18 protein-coding genes are annotated in these 18,222 nt (G+C 44.8%); 10 read left to right on the forward strand and 8 right to left on the reverse strand.

Annotated features, from left to right (window positions below):
* Positions 1 to 64: 64 nt before the first annotated feature.
* The 4 genes from pal (at position 65) to nadA (ending at position 3,334) form a co-directional block, all read left to right on the forward strand.
* Positions 65 to 601, forward strand: a complete 537-nt coding sequence (gene pal / locus OW491_RS07875; protein WP_075172316.1) for a peptidoglycan-associated lipoprotein Pal — start codon at positions 65 to 67, stop codon at positions 599 to 601.
* On the forward strand, positions 601 to 1,431 hold the full coding sequence (gene ybgF, locus OW491_RS07880; protein ID WP_290035463.1) for a tol-pal system protein YbgF: 831 nt from the start codon (positions 601 to 603) through the stop codon (positions 1,429 to 1,431). Before pal ends, ybgF begins: the two co-directional genes overlap by 1 nt.
* Before the next feature lie 45 nt (positions 1,432 to 1,476).
* Positions 1,477 to 2,163, forward strand: a complete 687-nt coding sequence (queC, locus tag OW491_RS07885; RefSeq protein WP_215151822.1) for a 7-cyano-7-deazaguanine synthase QueC — start codon at positions 1,477 to 1,479, stop codon at positions 2,161 to 2,163.
* Positions 2,164 to 2,281: 118 nt separating this feature from the next.
* The gene (nadA, locus tag OW491_RS07890; protein ID WP_075172313.1) at positions 2,282 to 3,334 is read left to right on the forward strand and encodes a quinolinate synthase NadA; all 1,053 of its coding nucleotides are present in this window, start codon (positions 2,282 to 2,284) and stop codon (positions 3,332 to 3,334) included.
* Positions 3,335 to 3,390: 56 nt separating this feature from the next.
* Here the strand turns inward: nadA and OW491_RS07895 are convergent, their stop codons facing one another.
* The 3 genes from OW491_RS07895 to OW491_RS07905 all read right to left on the reverse strand — a co-directional run bounded on the left by OW491_RS07895 (position 3,391) and on the right by OW491_RS07905 (position 5,919).
* On the reverse strand, positions 3,391 to 4,260 hold the full coding sequence (locus OW491_RS07895) for a pirin family protein (RefSeq protein WP_290035464.1): 870 nt from the start codon (positions 4,258 to 4,260) through the stop codon (positions 3,391 to 3,393).
* Complete coding sequence (locus OW491_RS07900) at positions 4,260 to 5,237, reverse strand: glutathione S-transferase family protein (protein WP_075172311.1); 978 nt, start codon at positions 5,235 to 5,237, stop codon at positions 4,260 to 4,262. The genes OW491_RS07895 and OW491_RS07900 overlap by 1 nt, the downstream gene beginning before the upstream one ends.
* A gap of 76 nt (positions 5,238 to 5,313) precedes the next feature.
* Positions 5,314 to 5,919: an NAD(P)H-dependent oxidoreductase gene (locus OW491_RS07905; protein WP_215151819.1), complete on the reverse strand. Its 606-nt coding sequence runs from the start codon at positions 5,917 to 5,919 to the stop codon at positions 5,314 to 5,316.
* A gap of 184 nt (positions 5,920 to 6,103) precedes the next feature.
* On the opposite strand from OW491_RS07905, the gene OW491_RS07910 reads away from it, so the two are divergent.
* The 4 genes from OW491_RS07910 (at position 6,104) to OW491_RS07925 (ending at position 8,210) form a co-directional block, all read left to right on the forward strand.
* Positions 6,104 to 7,006 carry a LysR family transcriptional regulator gene (locus OW491_RS07910; protein ID WP_290035466.1) on the forward strand — a complete coding sequence of 301 codons (903 nt, stop codon included), beginning with the start codon at positions 6,104 to 6,106 and terminating at the stop codon, positions 7,004 to 7,006.
* 101 nt (positions 7,007 to 7,107) lie between these two features.
* Positions 7,108 to 7,293, forward strand: coding sequence for a PLD nuclease N-terminal domain-containing protein (locus OW491_RS07915; protein WP_178968821.1), 186 nt, complete (start codon positions 7,108 to 7,110; stop codon positions 7,291 to 7,293).
* A 47-nt stretch (positions 7,294 to 7,340) separates the two neighbouring features.
* Positions 7,341 to 7,697, forward strand: coding sequence for a MerR family transcriptional regulator (locus OW491_RS07920; RefSeq protein ID WP_215151818.1), 357 nt, complete (start codon positions 7,341 to 7,343; stop codon positions 7,695 to 7,697).
* 93 nt (positions 7,698 to 7,790) lie between these two features.
* Complete coding sequence (locus OW491_RS07925; RefSeq protein ID WP_290035468.1) at positions 7,791 to 8,210, forward strand: carboxymuconolactone decarboxylase family protein; 420 nt, start codon at positions 7,791 to 7,793, stop codon at positions 8,208 to 8,210.
* Positions 8,211 to 8,270: 60 nt separating this feature from the next.
* Here OW491_RS07925 and OW491_RS07930 read toward each other — a convergent pair whose 3' ends face one another.
* The 3 genes from OW491_RS07930 to OW491_RS07940 form a co-directional block, all read right to left on the reverse strand.
* On the reverse strand, positions 8,271 to 8,693 hold the full coding sequence (locus tag OW491_RS07930; RefSeq protein WP_290035470.1) for an organic hydroperoxide resistance protein: 423 nt from the start codon (positions 8,691 to 8,693) through the stop codon (positions 8,271 to 8,273).
* A 132-nt stretch (positions 8,694 to 8,825) separates the two neighbouring features.
* On the reverse strand, positions 8,826 to 9,272 hold the full coding sequence (locus OW491_RS07935; RefSeq protein ID WP_290035471.1) for a MarR family transcriptional regulator: 447 nt from the start codon (positions 9,270 to 9,272) through the stop codon (positions 8,826 to 8,828).
* 17 nt (positions 9,273 to 9,289) lie between these two features.
* Positions 9,290 to 9,619: a DUF3301 domain-containing protein gene (locus tag OW491_RS07940; RefSeq protein WP_075172303.1), complete on the reverse strand. Its 330-nt coding sequence runs from the start codon at positions 9,617 to 9,619 to the stop codon at positions 9,290 to 9,292.
* A gap of 205 nt (positions 9,620 to 9,824) precedes the next feature.
* Here OW491_RS07940 and OW491_RS07945 point away from each other — a divergent pair, with 205 nt between their 5' ends.
* Positions 9,825 to 11,303, forward strand: a complete 1,479-nt coding sequence (locus OW491_RS07945; RefSeq protein ID WP_290035475.1) for a protein adenylyltransferase SelO — start codon at positions 9,825 to 9,827, stop codon at positions 11,301 to 11,303.
* Positions 11,304 to 11,434: 131 nt separating this feature from the next.
* Positions 11,435 to 14,104 carry an ExeM/NucH family extracellular endonuclease gene (locus tag OW491_RS07950; RefSeq protein ID WP_290035477.1) on the forward strand — a complete coding sequence of 890 codons (2,670 nt, stop codon included), beginning with the start codon at positions 11,435 to 11,437 and terminating at the stop codon, positions 14,102 to 14,104.
* 79 nt (positions 14,105 to 14,183) lie between these two features.
* Here the strand turns inward: OW491_RS07950 and fes are convergent, their stop codons facing one another.
* Both fes and OW491_RS07960 read right to left on the reverse strand, forming a co-directional pair.
* Positions 14,184 to 15,800 carry an enterochelin esterase gene (gene fes, locus OW491_RS07955; RefSeq protein ID WP_290035478.1) on the reverse strand — a complete coding sequence of 539 codons (1,617 nt, stop codon included), beginning with the start codon at positions 15,798 to 15,800 and terminating at the stop codon, positions 14,184 to 14,186.
* Between the two features lie 53 nt (positions 15,801 to 15,853).
* Positions 15,854 to 18,184 carry a TonB-dependent receptor gene (locus OW491_RS07960; protein WP_290035480.1) on the reverse strand — a complete coding sequence of 777 codons (2,331 nt, stop codon included), beginning with the start codon at positions 18,182 to 18,184 and terminating at the stop codon, positions 15,854 to 15,856.
* Positions 18,185 to 18,222 lie beyond the last annotated feature (38 nt).

Here is an 18,222-nt window from a genome sequence, read left to right on the forward strand (position 1 = left end):
ATGTTATCAACCATTAATTTAATTGAAAAAACTATGGCATTTTGCCATTTAATTAGGAGTTATCATGCGCGCATCAAATGCTGTTAAAGCGTTAACCTTAGCTGTTTCCGTAGCATGGATTGCGGGTTGTAGTTCACCTAGCACTCTATCCGAAGACGACTCTTCTATGGGCGGCTCAGCAACAGGTTCTTCATCTAACACTTACGGCACAGGCGACGCTTCTGGTGTTTCTGGCATGGGTACAGATGGCAATCTAGACGTTGCTAACTTAAAAACTGTGTTTTACTTTGACTTCGATGATTCCACTGTCCGTGCAGACAGCGTGGCTGATTTAGAAGCTCATGCTCAGTATTTAGCTTCTCATCCGTCGGCTTCTATTCGTTTAGAAGGCCATGCTGATGAGCGCGGTACACGCGAATACAACATGGCACTAGGTGAGCGTCGTGCGAAAGCAATTGAGCGTTTCTTAGCGGTTAATGGTGTATCTGGAGCGCAAGTTGAAACTATCAGCTACGGTGAAGAAAAGCCGGTAGTATTAGGTTCAGGCGATGGCTCTTGGTCACAAAACCGTCGTGTTGAATTGAAATACGTGTCTCGCTAATGAATGTAAAGAAAGCACTCATTACATCGGCTGCTTTCATGGCTGTAGCTTCGGCTACAGCCAGTTACGCGGAAGATGTACAAGTTATCCAAGTTAACTCGGGTGGCTCCGCGTCAGGGATTAACCGTGCTCCATCTAACAATAGCCAATTGATCATCACCATTCAGCAGTTACAGGATGAAATGCGTCAATTGAGAGGCATGGTAGAGTCTCAACAGTATACAATTGATCAATTACAAGCGAAGCAGAAAGAGCGTTACAGAGACCTAGATCGCCGGATAAGCGAGGTAATGCGCCAACAATCGGGCTCATTAACCGATGAATTAGCGTTGGGTGCTTTGCCGCTAGCTCCCGAACCTGAAGCATCAGCACCAGCCGCTGAAGCCTCTAATGAAACACCTTCTACCCAGCTCGCGCCTGCCTCCTCTTCTCAAAGCAATACAAGCGAATCATCTTCAAGTGCGGGCAATGATCAAGACGATTACCAAGCTGCATTTGCACTCGTAAGGCAGCGGTCTTTTAGTGAAGCTATAACCCAGTTCGATGATTTCTTAACGAATTATCCGCAAAGTCCGCGCGTACCTAACGCACACTATTGGTTAGGCGAATTATATTTGGCGACTAGTGATTTAGACAGCGCCGAGACGGAATTCCAAACTGTCGTAAAAGCCTATCCAGATAGCCGTAAAGCATCGGATGCCTTGTATAAATTAGGTATACTATTCAAACAAAAGGGTGATACTGCACAGTCGGTCTCATTTATGGAGCGGGTTGTTAAAGAATACCCAGAAAGCTCCGCCGCACGTTTAGCTGAGAGCGCTTTACAATAAGCGCTTCTCGCTTATTTTATTTTTTTAGACGTAGGACACTGTTTTATGAGTAAGCCTTCACCAAAGGCTGTGGTTTTGTTGTCGGGTGGTTTGGATTCGGCAACCGCGTTAGCAATGGCTAAAGATCAGGGCTTTGATTGTTATGTGCTCAGTTTTGACTATGGTCAACGCTCTTTAACTGAGTTAAATGCGGCCCGCAAAGTAGCGCAGCAATTAGCCGTAACTGATCATCGTGTGATCCGTTTACACCTTGAGGATTTTGGTGGTTCAGCACTGACTGACCACTCCATTGAGGTGCCGGAAGAAGAAACATCCGGTATTCCCGTGACTTATGTTCCAGCTCGTAATACTGTTTTTTTGTCGTTAGCATTAGGTTGGGCTGAAGTATTAGAAGCGGACGCTATTTTTATTGGCGTTAATGCGGTTGATTACTCGGGTTACCCGGATTGCCGTCCCGAGTTTATTAATGCATTTGAAACCATGGCTAATTTGGCGACTAAAACGGGCGTGACCGGTCATCCAATTAAAATCCACACCCCGTTAATGACCTTGTCAAAATCTGACATTATTAAGGTTGGCCATGAGTTAGGCATTGATTACGCCGATACTATTTCGTGTTATCAAGCGGATGATGATGGTCGTGCCTGTGGTATTTGTGATAGCTGCCGTCTTCGTGCGATTGGCTTTAAAGAGGCGGGGGTTGATGATCCTACCCGCTATATGCCTGCGTAGTCTGATTCTCTACTATCTTGTGATTAATGCACTTGTTATTTGCGTGGCAGCAATTTAACGCTGCCATGGTATAATATCGCCACAATGATACTCACAAAAAAGAATGGCAAGACCGACTATGTTGAGCAAACAGGACATTTCTGACCGTATCCTGATTCAAGAGCATTTCGCCCAAGAGCATCTCCCGGACGAAATGAGTCAGGAACAAAAAGACCAATATAAAGCACGTATTAAGCAGTTACTAAAAGAGAAAGATGCTTGTCTCGTCGCTCATTATTATACCGATGCTATCGTGCAGGAAATCACCGAAGAAACCGGTGGTTGTATATCTGATTCGCTAGAAATGGCACGTTATGGTACGACACGCCCCGAGAAAACGCTGGTTGTAGCGGGTGTTAAATTTATGGGTGAGACTTCTAAAATATTGAACCCAGAAAAGCGCATTTTAATGCCGACACTTGAGGCAACTTGTTCGCTGGATATTGGTTGTCCAATTGATGAGTTTTCGGCCTTTTGCGATGCCCACCCAGATCACGAAGTCGTTGTGTATGCCAATACCTCGGCTGCGGTTAAAGCCCGTGCTGACTGGGTCGTAACCTCCAGTATTGCGTTAAAAGTAGCTGAGCATTTAGCCGATCAGGGTAAAAAGATTATCTGGGCACCTGATAAGCATCTCGGTGATTATGTCCAACGTGAAACGGGCATAGAGATGTTGATGTGGGACGGTGCTTGTATCGTTCATGAAGAGTTTAAAGCTAAAGGGATCTTAGATCTTAAAAAAGTTTACCCTGATGCGGCCGTTCTTGTTCATCCTGAATCGCCTCAGTCAGTTGTCGAGATTGCTGATGCAGTAGGTTCGACGACACAGTTGATCAAAGCGGCAGCAGAAATGCCCAACGAAACGTTTATTGTGGCGACTGATCGCGGTATTTTTTACAAAATGCAACAAGCTGCGCCTGGTAAAAGTTTTATAGAAGCACCCACCGGTGGTAGTGGCGCAACATGTCGAAGCTGCGCTCACTGTCCTTGGATGGCGATGAACGGTCTAGAAAATATTATCTCGGCATTAGAGACGGGTGAAGGGGAAGTGCTTGTAGATGAAGCATTAATTGAAGATGCCCGTCGTCCGTTGCAAAGAATGCTGGATTTTTCTGCCAGCCTGCCGAAATAACTACTGCTTTAGTTAGTTTTAACTTGCCGGACTCTTGTCCGGCTTTTTTTTGCCTTTCAGTCGGTCAAAGTACCATTTTGGTAATCCTGAATGGCTTGCTCAACCTCTGCCATCGTGTTCATTACAAACGGCCCGTACTGTGCTATGGGTTCATTGATGGGCTTTCCAGATAGAAGTAAAAAACGCGATTTTTTGTCACCGGATACTACGGTAACAGTATTTCCTTGGGTTAACACAGCGGCATTATGCGGTTCAACCGGAGTGTCATTAATGCAAGACTCGCCCTCAAATTGATAAATAAATGCTTGGTGATCAGTGGTTATTGGTAAATTGATATGGGTATTCGAGGGTAAAGTCACATCAATAAAAACAGGTTCGGTTGTAATGCCCGATATAGGGCCTTGAAGAGATTGCCCCTCGACGTTAATCGATCCAGCAATGGCTTTAACAGTGATGCCGTTGGGCAAACTAATAGAGGGTACCTGTTCTGCAGGGATGTCTTGATAGAAGGCTGGCTTCATTTTTTCGTCAGCAGGCAAGTTAACCCATAACTGAAAACCACGCATGACACCATTGGTAAGCTTAGGGCGTTCCTCATGAATTACGCCACGTCCGGCGGTCATCCACTGTACACCACCCGATTTTAGATTGCCCTCGTTTCCCATATGGTCTCGATGAATCAAATGGCCTTCTAGCATATAGGTCACTGTTTCAAAGCCTCGGTGAGGATGTGCCGGAAAACCTGCTATGTAGTCATTGGGATTAGCTGAGGAAAAGGCATCTAGCATCAAAAAAGGATCGACACGAGTATTGCCGCCGCGCCCTAGGCTTCGTTTTAGTTTTACACCGGCACCGTCTTGGGCGTCTATGGCAGGTATCAGTCTGGCGATGGTGCAGGGAAGGGATTGTATGGTTGCCGAGTTCATTATGCGTCTCTCCCGTGAGGTGTATCAAGATTATATTGCGGCCCCGATGGGATGATTCCAGTTGGGTTGATGGTTTTGTGGCTGGCGTAATAATGCGTTTTTATGTGATTAAAGTTGACGGTATTGGCTATGTTTTGTGTCTGATAAATATCTTTCATATATCCGAATAAATGAGTGTAATCGGCTATACGCCTAATATTGCACTTAAAGTGCCCGTGATAGACTTCATCGAAACGTATCAAGGTGGTGAACAGCCGGATGTCAGCTTCGGTCATGTCGGATCCTGTAAGAAACCGCTGATAACTGAGGACTTTATCGGCTTTATCAAGCGCTGCAAACAGAGGCATAACGGCCTCGTTATACGCATCTTGAGTGGTGGCAAAGCCAGCTTTGTAAACCCCATTATTGATGTGGTCGTAGATCCAGTTGTTGAGTTGGTCTATCTCTTCGCGTTTGTTTTTAGGGTAGTAATCGCCTTCAGTGGCCCCGTACTCATTAAACGCATCATTAAACATGCGAATAATATCAGCGGATTCATTGCTGACTATGGTGTGGGTCTTTTTGTCCCATAAAACAGGGACAGTCACACGCCCGCTGTAATCACTTTTGGCTCTCGTATATACCTGATGTAAGAAGTCGTGTTGATACAATGAATCTCCTGTTGCACCTGTGAAATTAGATGCAAGCGTCCAGCCGTTATCTAGCATCAGAGGGTGTACGACATCTACGGTAATGAGCTTTTCGAGTCCTTTTAAGTGACGGGCAATGAGTGTGCGGTGCGCCCACGGACACGCTAGAGACACATAGAGATGATAACGGCCTGCCTCGGCTTTAAAGCCCTGTTGACCGTCAGGGCCTGCTTCGCCGTTGGGAGTCAGCCAATGGCGAAAGCGAGAGTCATCACGGACAAACTTCCCATTAGTTGAATCAGTGTCGTACCATTGGTCTTTCCACTGACCGTTAACTAATAATCCCATGATTTCACCTCGCTAATTACTACTTATACCTTTGAAGCTGAACGCTATATACCTGACCGATTAAGGCGAGCCAAGTTTACAATTGTGAAGCGGCTGCAATGACAGCGTTCGTGGCTGCATCACGCGCTTTATCTGCTATTTCTTCGCCCATGTTTAAGCCTTCGGCATAAATAGTTTCAACACTCGTTAGCCCTAAAAAGCTTAAATATTCTTTAACATAAGGCACTTCGAAATCGCCGTTATCTTTATGAACACCACCGCGGGTTGTCAGGAGATAAACAGGCTTATCTTCAATGAGACCAACGGCGCCGTTTTCTGTGTACTTAAAGGTGATACCTGCACGCGCAATTTGATCGAAATAAGCTTTAAGTTGAGATGGAATACCGAAGTTATACATAGGCAGGCCTATGACGATGTAATCGGCTTTTTTTACTTCGGCGATTAGGTTGTCGGAGCGTTCAACGATCGCTTGCTGCTCGTTACTACGGTCAGCTTCGGGTGTAAAAAAAGCACCAGCAATTGCTGCGTCGATGTGTGGTAGATTATCGGCAACAACATCGCGAGTGATTACATTTATATCCGGTTGCTTGGTTTGTAATGTATCGATAAAGCGAGAAGCAAGTTGGCTTGATTGGCCATTTTCCTGAAAAATACTGCTTTGAATATATAACAACGTAGCCATGTAAATCTCCTGTTGGGTGGTGAAGAATTCGATTTGGGTTTAGTATATATTGATAAATAAGGTTGTTAACTAGGATAAATAGTGCTTTTTGATCTAAAATTTAGATCTAGTTTTGTGCTTTGTTTCTTTTGGTTACCTTAATGTCGCAATTAGGTATCTAAATTTTTTATATATAAGGAGCGGTATGCAGGTCTCTTTAGAGCAGTGGTCAGCACTAATAGCGGTTGTTGAGCAAGGTGGTTATGCTGCTGCGGCAGAGCATCTTAATAAAAGCCAATCGACGGTGAGTTATGCGATTCAAAAATTAGAAACACAATTAGGGGTTCGCGTTTTTACATTAGCCGGCCGCAAAGCAAGCCTCACACCCGCAGGGGAAACCTTGTACCGTCGTGCTACGGTACTAGTAAAAGATGCTGAACAAATAGAGTCAGTGGCAGGTCAGTTTGCAGCAGGTTGGGAGCCTGAAGTTCATATCGCTATGGATGCCTTGTTTCCACAATGGCTAATGCTCGATATTTTAAAAGAGTTCAGCGATGAGCATCCTAATGTGCGTATTGAACTGAAAGAAACAGTGCTCAGTGGCAGTGAAGAGGCATTGTTGACGCGTTCGGCTGATATTGTCATTGGCGGTAGAGCGCCACCAGGGTTTATGGGTGATCCGCTCATGATCGTTGGGTTTACGGCTGTTGCGGCGCCTTCACATCCTTTACATCATTTGGGACGAGAAATTAGTGTGCAAGATTTGCGATTGCATCGCCAACTCGTTGTGATGGACTCTGGCAAGGCGGATCTAGACCGAGGCTGGTTAGGCGCGCAAAAACGTATGAGTGTGAGCCACGTGGGTTTGTCGATTAGTTCGGCAGTCGCCGGCTTGGGCTATGCATGGCTGCCAGAATTGAAAATTAAAGATCAGTTAGATCAAGGTACGTTGAAACCCTTGCCATTGGAGGTGGGAGGTGAGCGAACTGAGCAATTGTATTTAATGTACAGCGGTGCAGATTATGCAGGACCTCTTACACGTAATTTAGGTGAATTGATCAAGTCTCGTGCAAAACAGTGCTGTAAGGCGGGTCCTAAACCGGTTTAGTTTTCTACGGGAACGGTATCAGCAATTTCGTTGTCATAGCGCACACAGGGTAGCGGTATGACCAACCTCGAATAAACAAAGTCCTAAAGGGAATTAATTAGATGAGTATACAAATTAGCGGGCTGTTGGGTTTTATTATTTTTGTCCTTGATATTTGGGCCATCATTCGGGTGATACAAAGCCCAGCTAGTACGGGAACTAAAGTATTGTGGACGGTATTAATTCTGCTTATGCCTGTGTTGGGCTTGGTGCTTTGGTTTTTCTTAGGGCCTAGAGATAGAGCCTAATTGCGGTGAGTCAGTCTCATAAATAATGAGTCACCAAGGGGCTTGGGATGAATATTGGGCAGTTTGCTGAGGTGACGGGGCTCTCTGCCCATACACTTCGCTACTACGAGAAAATTGATTTGCTGACTCCTGTTAGTCGAGATAGCAGCGGTCACCGCCAATTTTCACAAAAAGATATAGAGTGGGTTGCTTTTATCAAGCGGCTAAAACAAACCGGTATGCCGCTTAAAGGAATTAAAGAATACGCTGTGTTGCGTAGCGAAGGGGATGCAACATTGGCTTTACGTCAACGATTATTAGCATCGCATGCCGAATTCTTAGCCCAAAAAATCAAAGATGATCAACAAAACCTCTTGGCATTAGAGCAGAAGCTGGCATGGTATGCTGAACGTCTGGACCATTAAATGTTGGGGTGTTCGATGATTGGCGCTTGACTTAGAGTTAACTCAAAGCTGTAGCCTAGTTGTTAGATATTTATCAAACGGCTAGGAGGCAAAATGTCATATACATCGAATAAATCAGTGATTGCTAAGGATGGGGTATCGCTGCGTTACCAACAAGGGCTGGCAAAACTAACCGAGATAGATGGCCAAGCAGGGCACAAGGTTATTGATAGTTTAGCGGGTATTTGCCCTGATCTTGCGCGCTATGTAATAGAGTATCCCTTCGGTGATATCTATCAAAGAGAAGGCTTGGATTTAAAAACTCGCGAGTTAATCACCGTTGCAGCGCTAACCGCGCTGGGTAATTGCCAACCTCAATTAAACGTTCATATTCATGGTGCGCTAAATGTAGGCTGTACCCGAGAAGAAATTGTCGAGGCTATCTTACAAATGTCTGTCTATGCCGGTTTTCCTGCTGCCCTAAATGGTATGTTTGTAGCTAAGGAGGTATTTGCGGAAGTAACGCCTAATTAGTTGTTTATTAAATAAAAAAGCCTAGGAATTATAAACCTAGGCTTTTGTTAAACCTTATGGCTAGACAAGGTTAAGCGTGACATCCACATTCCCGCGAGTGGCGTTAGAATAAGGGCATACCTGATGAGCTTTATCTACCAAAGATTCAGCGACGGCTTTATCCATATTTGGCAGGCTGATATTAAGCGTAACACTCACGGCAAAGCCAACGCCTTTAGGGTTTTCGCCAATACCCACTAGGGCGTTGACGGATAAATCTTTGGGTAACTTAGTTTTGTCTTCAGCGGCAACAAATTTCATCGCACCTATAAAGCAGGCTGAATATCCCGCTGCAAATAATTGTTCGGGGTTAGTGCCTGCGCCGTCATCTCCACCCAGTGCTTTAGGAGTTGATAGCGTGATATCTAATTTGTTGTCGGAAGATGTAGACTGGCCTTCGCGGCCGCCGGTTGTAGTAACTTCTGCCGTGTAGATCGCTTGCATAATATTGCTCCTTAGTTATCGCGATAACTATTGTTGTGTGGTAGTGAATAACATCGAGGCTTTGAATCTTACCTGATAAATTAGTTATTGCAATAACTAAAATAAAAGGCAGTGCTTGTCAGGTGCTTTCGGTTAATCGGTTGGGTTGATGCTGTTGAGTTGGGAACGGAGTTGATCTAGGCGCGTTTTTAGCTCATTTAGATCGTCTAAGCTCAAGTTACATGACGATACAAGGCAAGCATTAACGGCTAATGCTTCTGTTTTTAATGACCTACCATGGTCAGTTAAATAAATTTCAAGCTGCCGTTCGTCCTCGGCATTCTTCTGACGAAGGACTAAGCCATCTTTTTCCATGCGTTTAATGACAGGCGTTAATGCTCCGGGTTTTTGTGACAAGCGCTCACAAATGTCTTTTAGACCAAGCCCTTCTTTTTCCCACAGAATTAGCATGATCAAATACTGAGGATAGGTTAGCCCTAACGGCTCTAATAAGGGCTTGTAGATTTGTGTGACTGCCAGAGACGTTGAGTAAAGGGAGAAACATAATTGGTTATCGAGTAATAGAGGGTTCATCGTCATAAGTGGCCAGTTAAAAGTTAATGAATATCCAACACACGGTGTGGTTGGTGGAACTGGCGGGTAATGCGCTTTCCTAGCATGTCTATTTCGCCGATGTAGCGTTCATCTCCTGTGGAGGCAAATTCAAAGCTATAACAACGGAGTAGCTTTACCATACCATCAGTATCACGTTGTAAACGTAATTTTTTTAACCCTACGCTCTCGTCCAAAAGCTGAAGCCCCATTTGCTTACAGCTAGCCCGTGCTGTACGCAGGGCTAGGTCTCGATGTTTAAGCGAGGACCACCAAAAAGCCACGGCAGCGATAACCAAGGTTAATAAAAATATATCGAATAGTTCGAGGTACATAGGTTACCTAACAAGATTGCGTATACGCATTGTAAAGCCAGAGTTTATTGTAAATCGTACATAAGATCATGGGGTTATCATAAGCATTTAACAAGCCTAACTACATTAGAGCGCGCCTTTGATGGGCTAGGCTATCATTTTACTGAATATAGTTGAGCGCTTTGGTAGGATAATATCTCAGCGTTAAAGCCTCTAGGACCCACGTATGTCACCTGTGTATAAGCCACTAAGTAAACTAACCTTCGACAATAGTTATGTTCAACTCCCCGAACATTTTTATCACCGAGTTAACCCAGTCGGGCTGAAAAATGCACATTTGATAAGCTTTAACCCAGCGGTTGCTGAATTACTTGACTTAAATCCGTGTGAAATAAACCCGTCTCAACTCGCTCAGTATTTTGGTGGCGGGGAGTTACTTGAGGGCAGTGAGCCACTTGCCATGAAATACGCTGGCCATCAGTTTGGTTATTATAATCCCGATTTAGGTGATGGGCGCGGTTTGTTGCTAGGTGAAGTGATTAATAGCCAAAATGAGCGCTGGGATTTGCATTTAAAGGGAGCGGGTAAAACTGCATTTTCTCGCATGGGGGATGGTAAGGCTGTATTGAGATCGAGCATTCGCGAATACTTAGTCAGTGCAGCCATGACTGGCTTAGGTATTCCTACCACTCAAGCGTTATCGTTGGTTGGCAGCGAAACCTATACGATGCGAGAAGGCATGGAGCCTTGCGCACAAGTACTACGAGTTAGCCAGTGTCACATTCGCTTTGGACACTTTGAGCATTTTTATCATCGTCGAATGGAAGATGACCTTAAAATACTGGCTGATTATTGCCTCGATCGTTTTTACCCTGTGTGCAAGCAGGCATCAAACCCTTACCTTGCGATGTTCCATGAGATCCGAGACCGTTCCTTATCCATGGTTGCAAAATGGCAAGCCTACGGTTTTGTACATGGCGTAATGAATACGGACAACATGTCTATTCTGGGAGAAACGTTTGATTATGGCCCCTATACCTTTATGGACACCTATGATCCCAATTTTGTGAGTAGCCATACTGATGAACAAGGGCGTTATGCTTTTAAAAACCAACCTAATATTATGGGGTGGAACCTTTCTTGTCTGGCTCAGTCATTGGTCGGTTTGGTACCTAAAGAAGGTTTAATAGAAGCGTTGGATGAGTGCGGAACGTTATATGATCGTTTTTATTATGGATTAATGCGTCATCGTTTAGGGTTGCTGAGTGAAGAAACCGCTGATAAATCATTGATAGATCAACTTAATAGTTTATGTGCAGCTCATCATGTGGATCAAAATCGTTTTTTGCGTGATTTGTCCCGTTTAAACCCCGAGGATGACGCCACTATTCAAGCTTGTTTATTACACGCGGCTGATCCAAGTGCGCTAACGGGCTGGTTATCCGCATACAGTAACCGGATAGATAACGAAGCGACGAGCGCTCTCTTAAGGCAGCGGCAAATGCAATCGGTAAACCCGGTTTACTTGTTACGTAATTACATGGCTGAAGAAGCCATACGAGAAGCTCATCAAGGCGACTATCGATTAGTGAATACGCTATTGGCTGTCTTGAGAAACCCATTTGTAGAGAAAGATGAATATGAGCGCTATGCCGCCAAGCCGCCGGAGTGGGCAGGCGGTATTTGTTTGAGCTGCAGCTCTTAGTTTTCGCTATACGTGGCTGGCGCGATTGTCATGCGGTTGTAACTGATTAGACACGGTTTATTAATGGGAATGACCCACAAAGTTTTTATTCTCTTGTCGATAAACTCTATCGATATACAAAAGGATAAAACATGAAACTTCGCATGCTACCCGCGATAATCGCTTCAATTATATCTTCATCGGTCTCAGCTAATGTGTTTATTTCTGAGTACATTGAAGGAAGCGGAAATAACAAAGCGATCGAGCTGTACAATAACTCCGGACAAGCTCAAAACTTAGATGGATATGCGCTAAAGTTTTACTTTAATGGCAGTACTTCCGCAGGGACGACTATTGATCTAAGCGGTCATACAATCGAACCTAACAGCACGTTTGTTATCAGCCATGCTGACGCTGTGTTTGCAGGTATGCCTTACATCAACCTCACTAACTCGGCCAGCTGGTTTAATGGCGATGACGCTATTATTCTGGAAAATGGTGAGCAAGTAATCGATAGCATTGGCCAGCTAGGTGTTGATCCTGGTAGCCAATGGAGTGACGGCGTCGCATCTACACAAAACAACACGTTGCGACGCGCTGACGGTATCCAAGCCGGTGATACCGTTGCTGATGATGCATTTTATCCGTCTGTGGAGTGGGACGAATACGAACAGGATAACAGCGATCATTTAGGCCAATTTGGTACCGATGATACTGTAGGGGAGCCAGACACGGGTGATAGTTCCTTAGTGTGTGGTGTTGAAGCAACCCCAATCCATACCATTCAAGGTAGCAGCGATGTTTCAGCACTGGTTGACCAACCCGTTCAAGTTGAGGCTATAGTTACCTTCTTAGCCCCTGACCTAGGTGGCTTTTTTGTTCAGATGGCTGACAATGAAGTTGATGCGAATGCCTCCACGTCTGAAGGCTTATTCATCTATTCTGCTAATGCCACAACTGATGTGGATGTTGCTGTTGGTGATCGTGTCCGTTTACAAGGCACAGTAGGTGAGTATTACAACAAGACACAACTCACCAATGTCCAAGCGTTTGAAGTTTGTGCAACGGATCAATTTCTGCCCAGCCCAGCGTTAGTTTCTCTGCCTGTGTCATCCAGTGAAGAGTGGGAACAGTGGGAAGGGATGCAATTGGCTTTTGAACAAAGCTTGGTTGTTAACGAAACCTATAATCTAGCTCGCTACGGCATGCTTACCTTAGGTAGCAAGCGTGCCTTCATTCCAACTCAGGTTGCCACGCCAGGGAATGACGCAGTAGCAATGAGTTTGGCGAATGACTTAGACCAGATACTGATCGATGATGCTTCCAACACTCAAAACCCAGCCCATGTCGTTTATCCATCACCGGGCTTAGCTGCTGATAACACAGTTAGAGTAGGCGACTCCGTCTCAGGGCTTATTGGGGTGCTAGATTACAGTTACAGTGAGTGGAAAGTAATGCCCGCTGTTGAGCCGGTATTTGAGCCGACAAACCCGCGAACTGAATATCCTGAGTTGTTGCATCAAGGTAATGTCACAGTCGCATCGTTCAACGTGTTGAACTACTTCAACGGTGATGGTTTGACGGGTGAAAATGCAGATTCTGGTTTTCCTACAGCACGCGGGGCCAGCACGGTAGAAGAATTTATTAAACAACAGGCTAAGATTGTATCGGCGATCAGCCGTATCGACGCTGATATTGTTGGCTTGATGGAAATCGAAAATGACGGTTATGGTGAGCAATCAGCCATTGCGTCATTGGTTGCGGCTCTGAATGCTCACATGGGCGAAGGAACCTATGCGTTTGTTTCCCCAGGTCGTGAGCTCTTAGGCGATGATGATATTGCTGTGGGGTTGATTTATAAGCCAGCTCGAGTGTCATTGTCTGGACCGGCTATTGTCTTGGATGAAGCTAATTCTCCATTAGATGATTCCGGCACGGTATTATTTGATACGACTAAAAACCGTCCTGTGCTTACTCAGCAGTTTGGGGTTCTGCCTGATGAAGGTAGTCTTGTGGTTGCGGTGAACCATTTTAAATCTAAAGGCTCAGACTGCGAGGCTTTAAACGATCCTGATCTTGGGGATGGTCAAGGTAACTGTAATCTCACTCGGACTAGGGCTGCTAAAGCGCTTGGTGAATGGTTAAATAACACCTATGGTGAAGAGCAGGGGTCTTTGATTATTGGTGATTTGAACAGCTACGCAAAAGAAGATCCAATAACGGCGCTCGCAGAATTTGGTTATAACAACCTGGCTGATACGCTAAACATTCAAGATTTTTATACGTATGTTTATGACGGTGAAACCGGTCAATTAGATCATGCTCTAGCTAATGCTGCACTTCAATCATCCGCTGTAAACATGACGGCTTGGCATATAAATACCGATGAACCACGCGCGTTAGACTATAACGAAGAGTATAAAACCAGTGACCAAGTAAGTGATTATTACTCTGCTGATCCTTATCGCTCATCAGATCACGATCCTGTGATTGTCGAGTTGGCGTTGTCCACGCTAAATACAGCCCCTGAAGCGGATTTTACTTTTAAAGCAAACCGCAATGGTCGCGTTAATTTTAAAGCGTGGGCACAAGATGAAGACGGAAAAGTGGTTAGCTATCGTTGGGACTTAGGTAATGGGCAAACGGCGAAGGGACGACGTGCACATGTAAACTATCGTGTTGCGGGTGATTATGATGTGACATTGACGGTAGTTGATGATCAAGGCGCAACGACGCAGGTCACTAAAACGGTTCGTGTTGAGTCACCACGTCAAACGCACTTCTGGTCTTGGTTATCGAACCTATTTTCTAAATGGTTTTAATGAGTGACCGATTAAGGGACCATCGTTACTGTATAAATGCTCGGTACTTAGTACCGAGCATTTTTGGGTTGTTTGATGGTTAATCGCTCGGTTTCTTGCCCAGTAATGAAATTAAGCCTTTTGCTAGGTTATTACGCCACTGATAATAATCATGGCCGCCTGAATATTCCTCGTATGTTGCTGTGTAGCCCTTCGTTTGTAGCAGGTTATGCAAATGCCGATTGCTCTCTAAGATATCAATAGTGCCGCGCCCCGTTTCAAATACACCAGCATTGATATAAAAACGAATAGGTTTGGTCGGTAAATGTTCAATCTGACGCGTTAGCCACTCTGGCGGTTCGTCTACCGGTGCCCACCAAAATGAGCCAGATTGGCTTAGGACAAGACCAAAGTTATCAGGATATGCAAAAGCAGTGCAGGCAGAAGCTAAACCTCCATAACTGGACCCTGATAACAGTGTGGTCTCAGGAGCAAAGCTATACTTGGTTTGCTGTGTTATCCATGGTAACAACTCTTTGGCTAATGCTTTTGCAAAGATAGGGTTGCAAGGAAGCTCGCTTGACCGGGTTTCACGGCTTGGGTTGTCAATAAATACCGCAAGAGTGGGAGGGATTTGTTTGGCATTGATTAGGTTGTCTAGAATTCGCGGTGTTGGAATTTTGTGTTGATAGGCTTGACCATCAAAAAAAATCGCTAAGGGAAAAGTGGTCTGAACGTTGTTTCTTGTTAGCTGGTCAAACCCTGCAGGTTGGTAGATTGTTATCTTGCGTGTGTTATCAAGAAGCTCACTGTAGAAGGTTGTGTGCGTTAATTGTCCTTTAGTTGCACTTTGTTCCGTTAACCAGGGCGACTGTTTTGCTTGCGGTAGTGACAATGCGGACAGTTGAGAAAATTGATCAGATGGTTTGTTTGAGTCATAAATTTCCATAATGTGGGGGTTGAGCGGGTCTTTTTGGGCCGTGCTTAATATTGAAACACGGTGTTCTGGATGTTGCTTGGGTAGCTCAGGTACATCAGGGGCCATTTGATAGGATAGACGGGTATCGTTTGGCAGCACATAACTACGAAACCAGATGTCTGAATTGCCCAAACGGTAGAGTGGATCGTGGTCAGATGAGGGCGCTCCTAAGATGCGCACGTTACGTTGTGCTCCTTTCCAAAAAAAGGTTACTAAAGATTGGTTGTCATCTATAGGCTCGATTAAAGGTGTGCCTTGTCGAGACAGTGTTTGCCAAAATGACTGGGTGGATTGTGTGTTTTGGTATGTTTGCAGCGCCGTTTTTACTAATGGGCTGGAAGGTTCTGCTAGGCTTACTAGTTGGGTTTGCGTGGTTTGGTAAGCGCTTTCTGGCTTTGCTATAGTCAGTGTAAATTTGTCATCATCAGATGCAGTTACTGTAAATGTATACTTCCCTTGCTCATGGCTCACAAAGCTAAAACGTTCAAGGCCGTTCATTGATAGAAGCTTTAATTTTTTTCCATCTTTCCAAAGACTTAGCGATGACTTCTCATGTGTAGTCTTAAATTTTCCTGTTATGTATTCATCTTTGTGCAGCACGATTGAAATCGTTGCCGGAGCTGTGTCGTTGATTGATTTTTCAATATGTAATGGGCCTTGTGAGTCGCTAGACCAAGCGGTTGATGTAAACAGGCAGGTGAGAAGAGCGCCTGTTAAGCTAGCGTGTTTTATTGACATAGGTTTGGCTCGGATTATTAATGATTAGGGCACGGTTGTGCCCTGATTAAGCGTTAAAATTGATAATCAAGCGTGACGCCGAGTGTGCGTGGAGCTCCTATGTTGGCTTGGCCGTTGGTAGTTACACGGTATATAACCTCTTCATTGGTTAAGTTGTTTACATAGCCACTGAGCGTCAGATCAGGGTTGATCTTGTAAGCTGTGTGGAGGTTTACGGTTGTGTAGCCATCAACTTCTGTTTCTTCTGTATTTGATGCATCTGAATAATACCCATCTACAAAGTGCGCGTTGGCACCCCACGACCACTTAGCGTGTATATCATGATCAAAACCCAAATTGGCAGTTAGGTTGGGTGCATACCCAAATTCGTTACCTTGGAGGCTTTCATATCCAGACTTGGTGTCAGTGATCTTGCTATTTAGCCAGCCCAAGGAGCCAAATACACGCAAACTTGGAGTAGGTTGCGCATTAGCTTCCAATTCAAGGCCATAACTTTCTGCTTTGGATAAATTAGTAAAACGTGGAGCAACGTAAGCGAGGTAACCGTCGAATTGATTATAAAATACGCTGGCACTGAGGTTGAGTCGGTTATCCAGTAAAGCTGAGCGTATGCCAGCTTCGTAGGTTGTTACCCGTTCTTCATCAAACGTATAAAACTCACTATCATCCCAGTCTAATGCTCCGCCACCGGCGTTGTATCCGCGACGCGCCGTTAGGCTCAAGGTCGAGTTAGCTGATAGGTGGTAAGCGAGACCAATTTTAGGTAAGAAGATATTTTTTGCATGGTCTAAATCTACCTCGCCTTGCCATGCGGTACCAGGCCAAGCCACTATGTCCCTGGTTTGATGCTCACGTTCTAGACGCCCGCCGGCAATGAGGTCTAATTTATCACTGAGACTCAGCGTGGTTTCACCAAAAAGTGCAACGGTCGTTATCTTATCGGTTCCGTCGAAACCGCCATCGTAGATTAGAATGTCTTCATTTTTTGTATAGTAGTAAAGCCCAACTACACCCGAGAGTAAGCCCTCAGCAGGCTCGTAGGTAAGGCGTGATTCAAAAGTGGTGCTGTTTTCTTCTAAATCCATGTAAAACAAGCTTGGGTATTGAGTAAACTCTGATTGGTAGCGTTGGTGACCGAGTAAAAGATGAGCTGTCAAATCATCATTCAGTAGATATTGAATATCTAAACTTAGCCCTGTTTCTTCGGAGTTTTGAAGGCGTGTGTTGTTATTGTCGCCATCAAAGTTATAGTCACTGAAATCAGGACCGTTGATGTAGTTTAAATATTCACCATCAGCATTTCGTTGGGTTAGTGTCAGTTTTGCGGATAGCTCGGGGATGGCTAAAGGTTCCCATAACAGTTTGGCGCGGATGCTCTGAGAGGTTGATTCATTTGGGTCTTTAGGCCATTCACTTTCTGATAAGTGGTAGTTGATGAAGCTGTCACCTGATAAGCGTTCAGCAGCAATACGAACAGCTAGCTCATCTTCAATTAATGGGCCTGAAATAACGGCTGCAATTTGGTATTTTCCATCTTGGTTTTCATAGCCTGTGCGTACTTTGCCTTGCCACTCATAATCAGGATCATTAGTCGTGACAACTATGGCACCGCCTAGGGTGTTGCGGCCTTGCGTAGTGGATTGTGGCCCACGTAAGACTTCGACTTGTTTCGTATCCCACAAGCCTGTGTTGATATAACGAACGCCAGTCCATGATTCGGATAAGCCATCAACTGATGTGCTTACGCGCGGTCTGCCTCCTGATATAAAGCTAAATACGCCCTGTGCAGCCCCCGCACCATCAACACCTCGGATATTAGGTACACCAAACGGATGTTGAATTACGTTAGGCACACGTTCAATCACTTCATTTACTTCTTTGTAATGGTTTTCTTGAAGCTGGTCGCCCGTTATTACGGAGACAGATGATACGGTTTCACTTAAGGAACGATTAACTTTTTCGCCGGTTACAGTAATGTTATCCATCTGCCAAGTGGTTGCCGAAGATGGAATTAATACTTGCTCTTTCATCAGCGTGTAACTGCCGTCTGCGTTTCGAATAGCCGCTAGTCCAGAATCATGCAATAGTGCATCAAGAGCCGCTTGAGGTGTATATACGCCTTGGATTGGCTTCCCTTGCTTGCCGCGAAGTAATGAGCCATCAGCGGCTAGATAGATGTGTGTTGCAGCCGCTAAATGATTTAATTGTGACGCTAAATCACCTTGCTTTATGTTTAACTCATAAGCGTTGGGTTGCGCAGCGTGTACATTGGTTGATATGGGCAAGCTACTGATGGATATCGCGGTAATAGATATGCCTACCGCTAAGCATTGAGCCGGTAGTTTCTTCTTACGAAAGAGTTGTTTTTTAACATCGAAAGTCATAGTCAATAGCGCTCATTTGGGATTCAAATAATATGTTT

Origin of the sequence: Neptunomonas sp. CHC150 (assembly GCF_030397555.1) — a bacterium.
Taxonomy (GTDB): domain Bacteria; phylum Pseudomonadota; class Gammaproteobacteria; order Pseudomonadales; family Balneatricaceae; genus Neptunomonas; species Neptunomonas phycophila.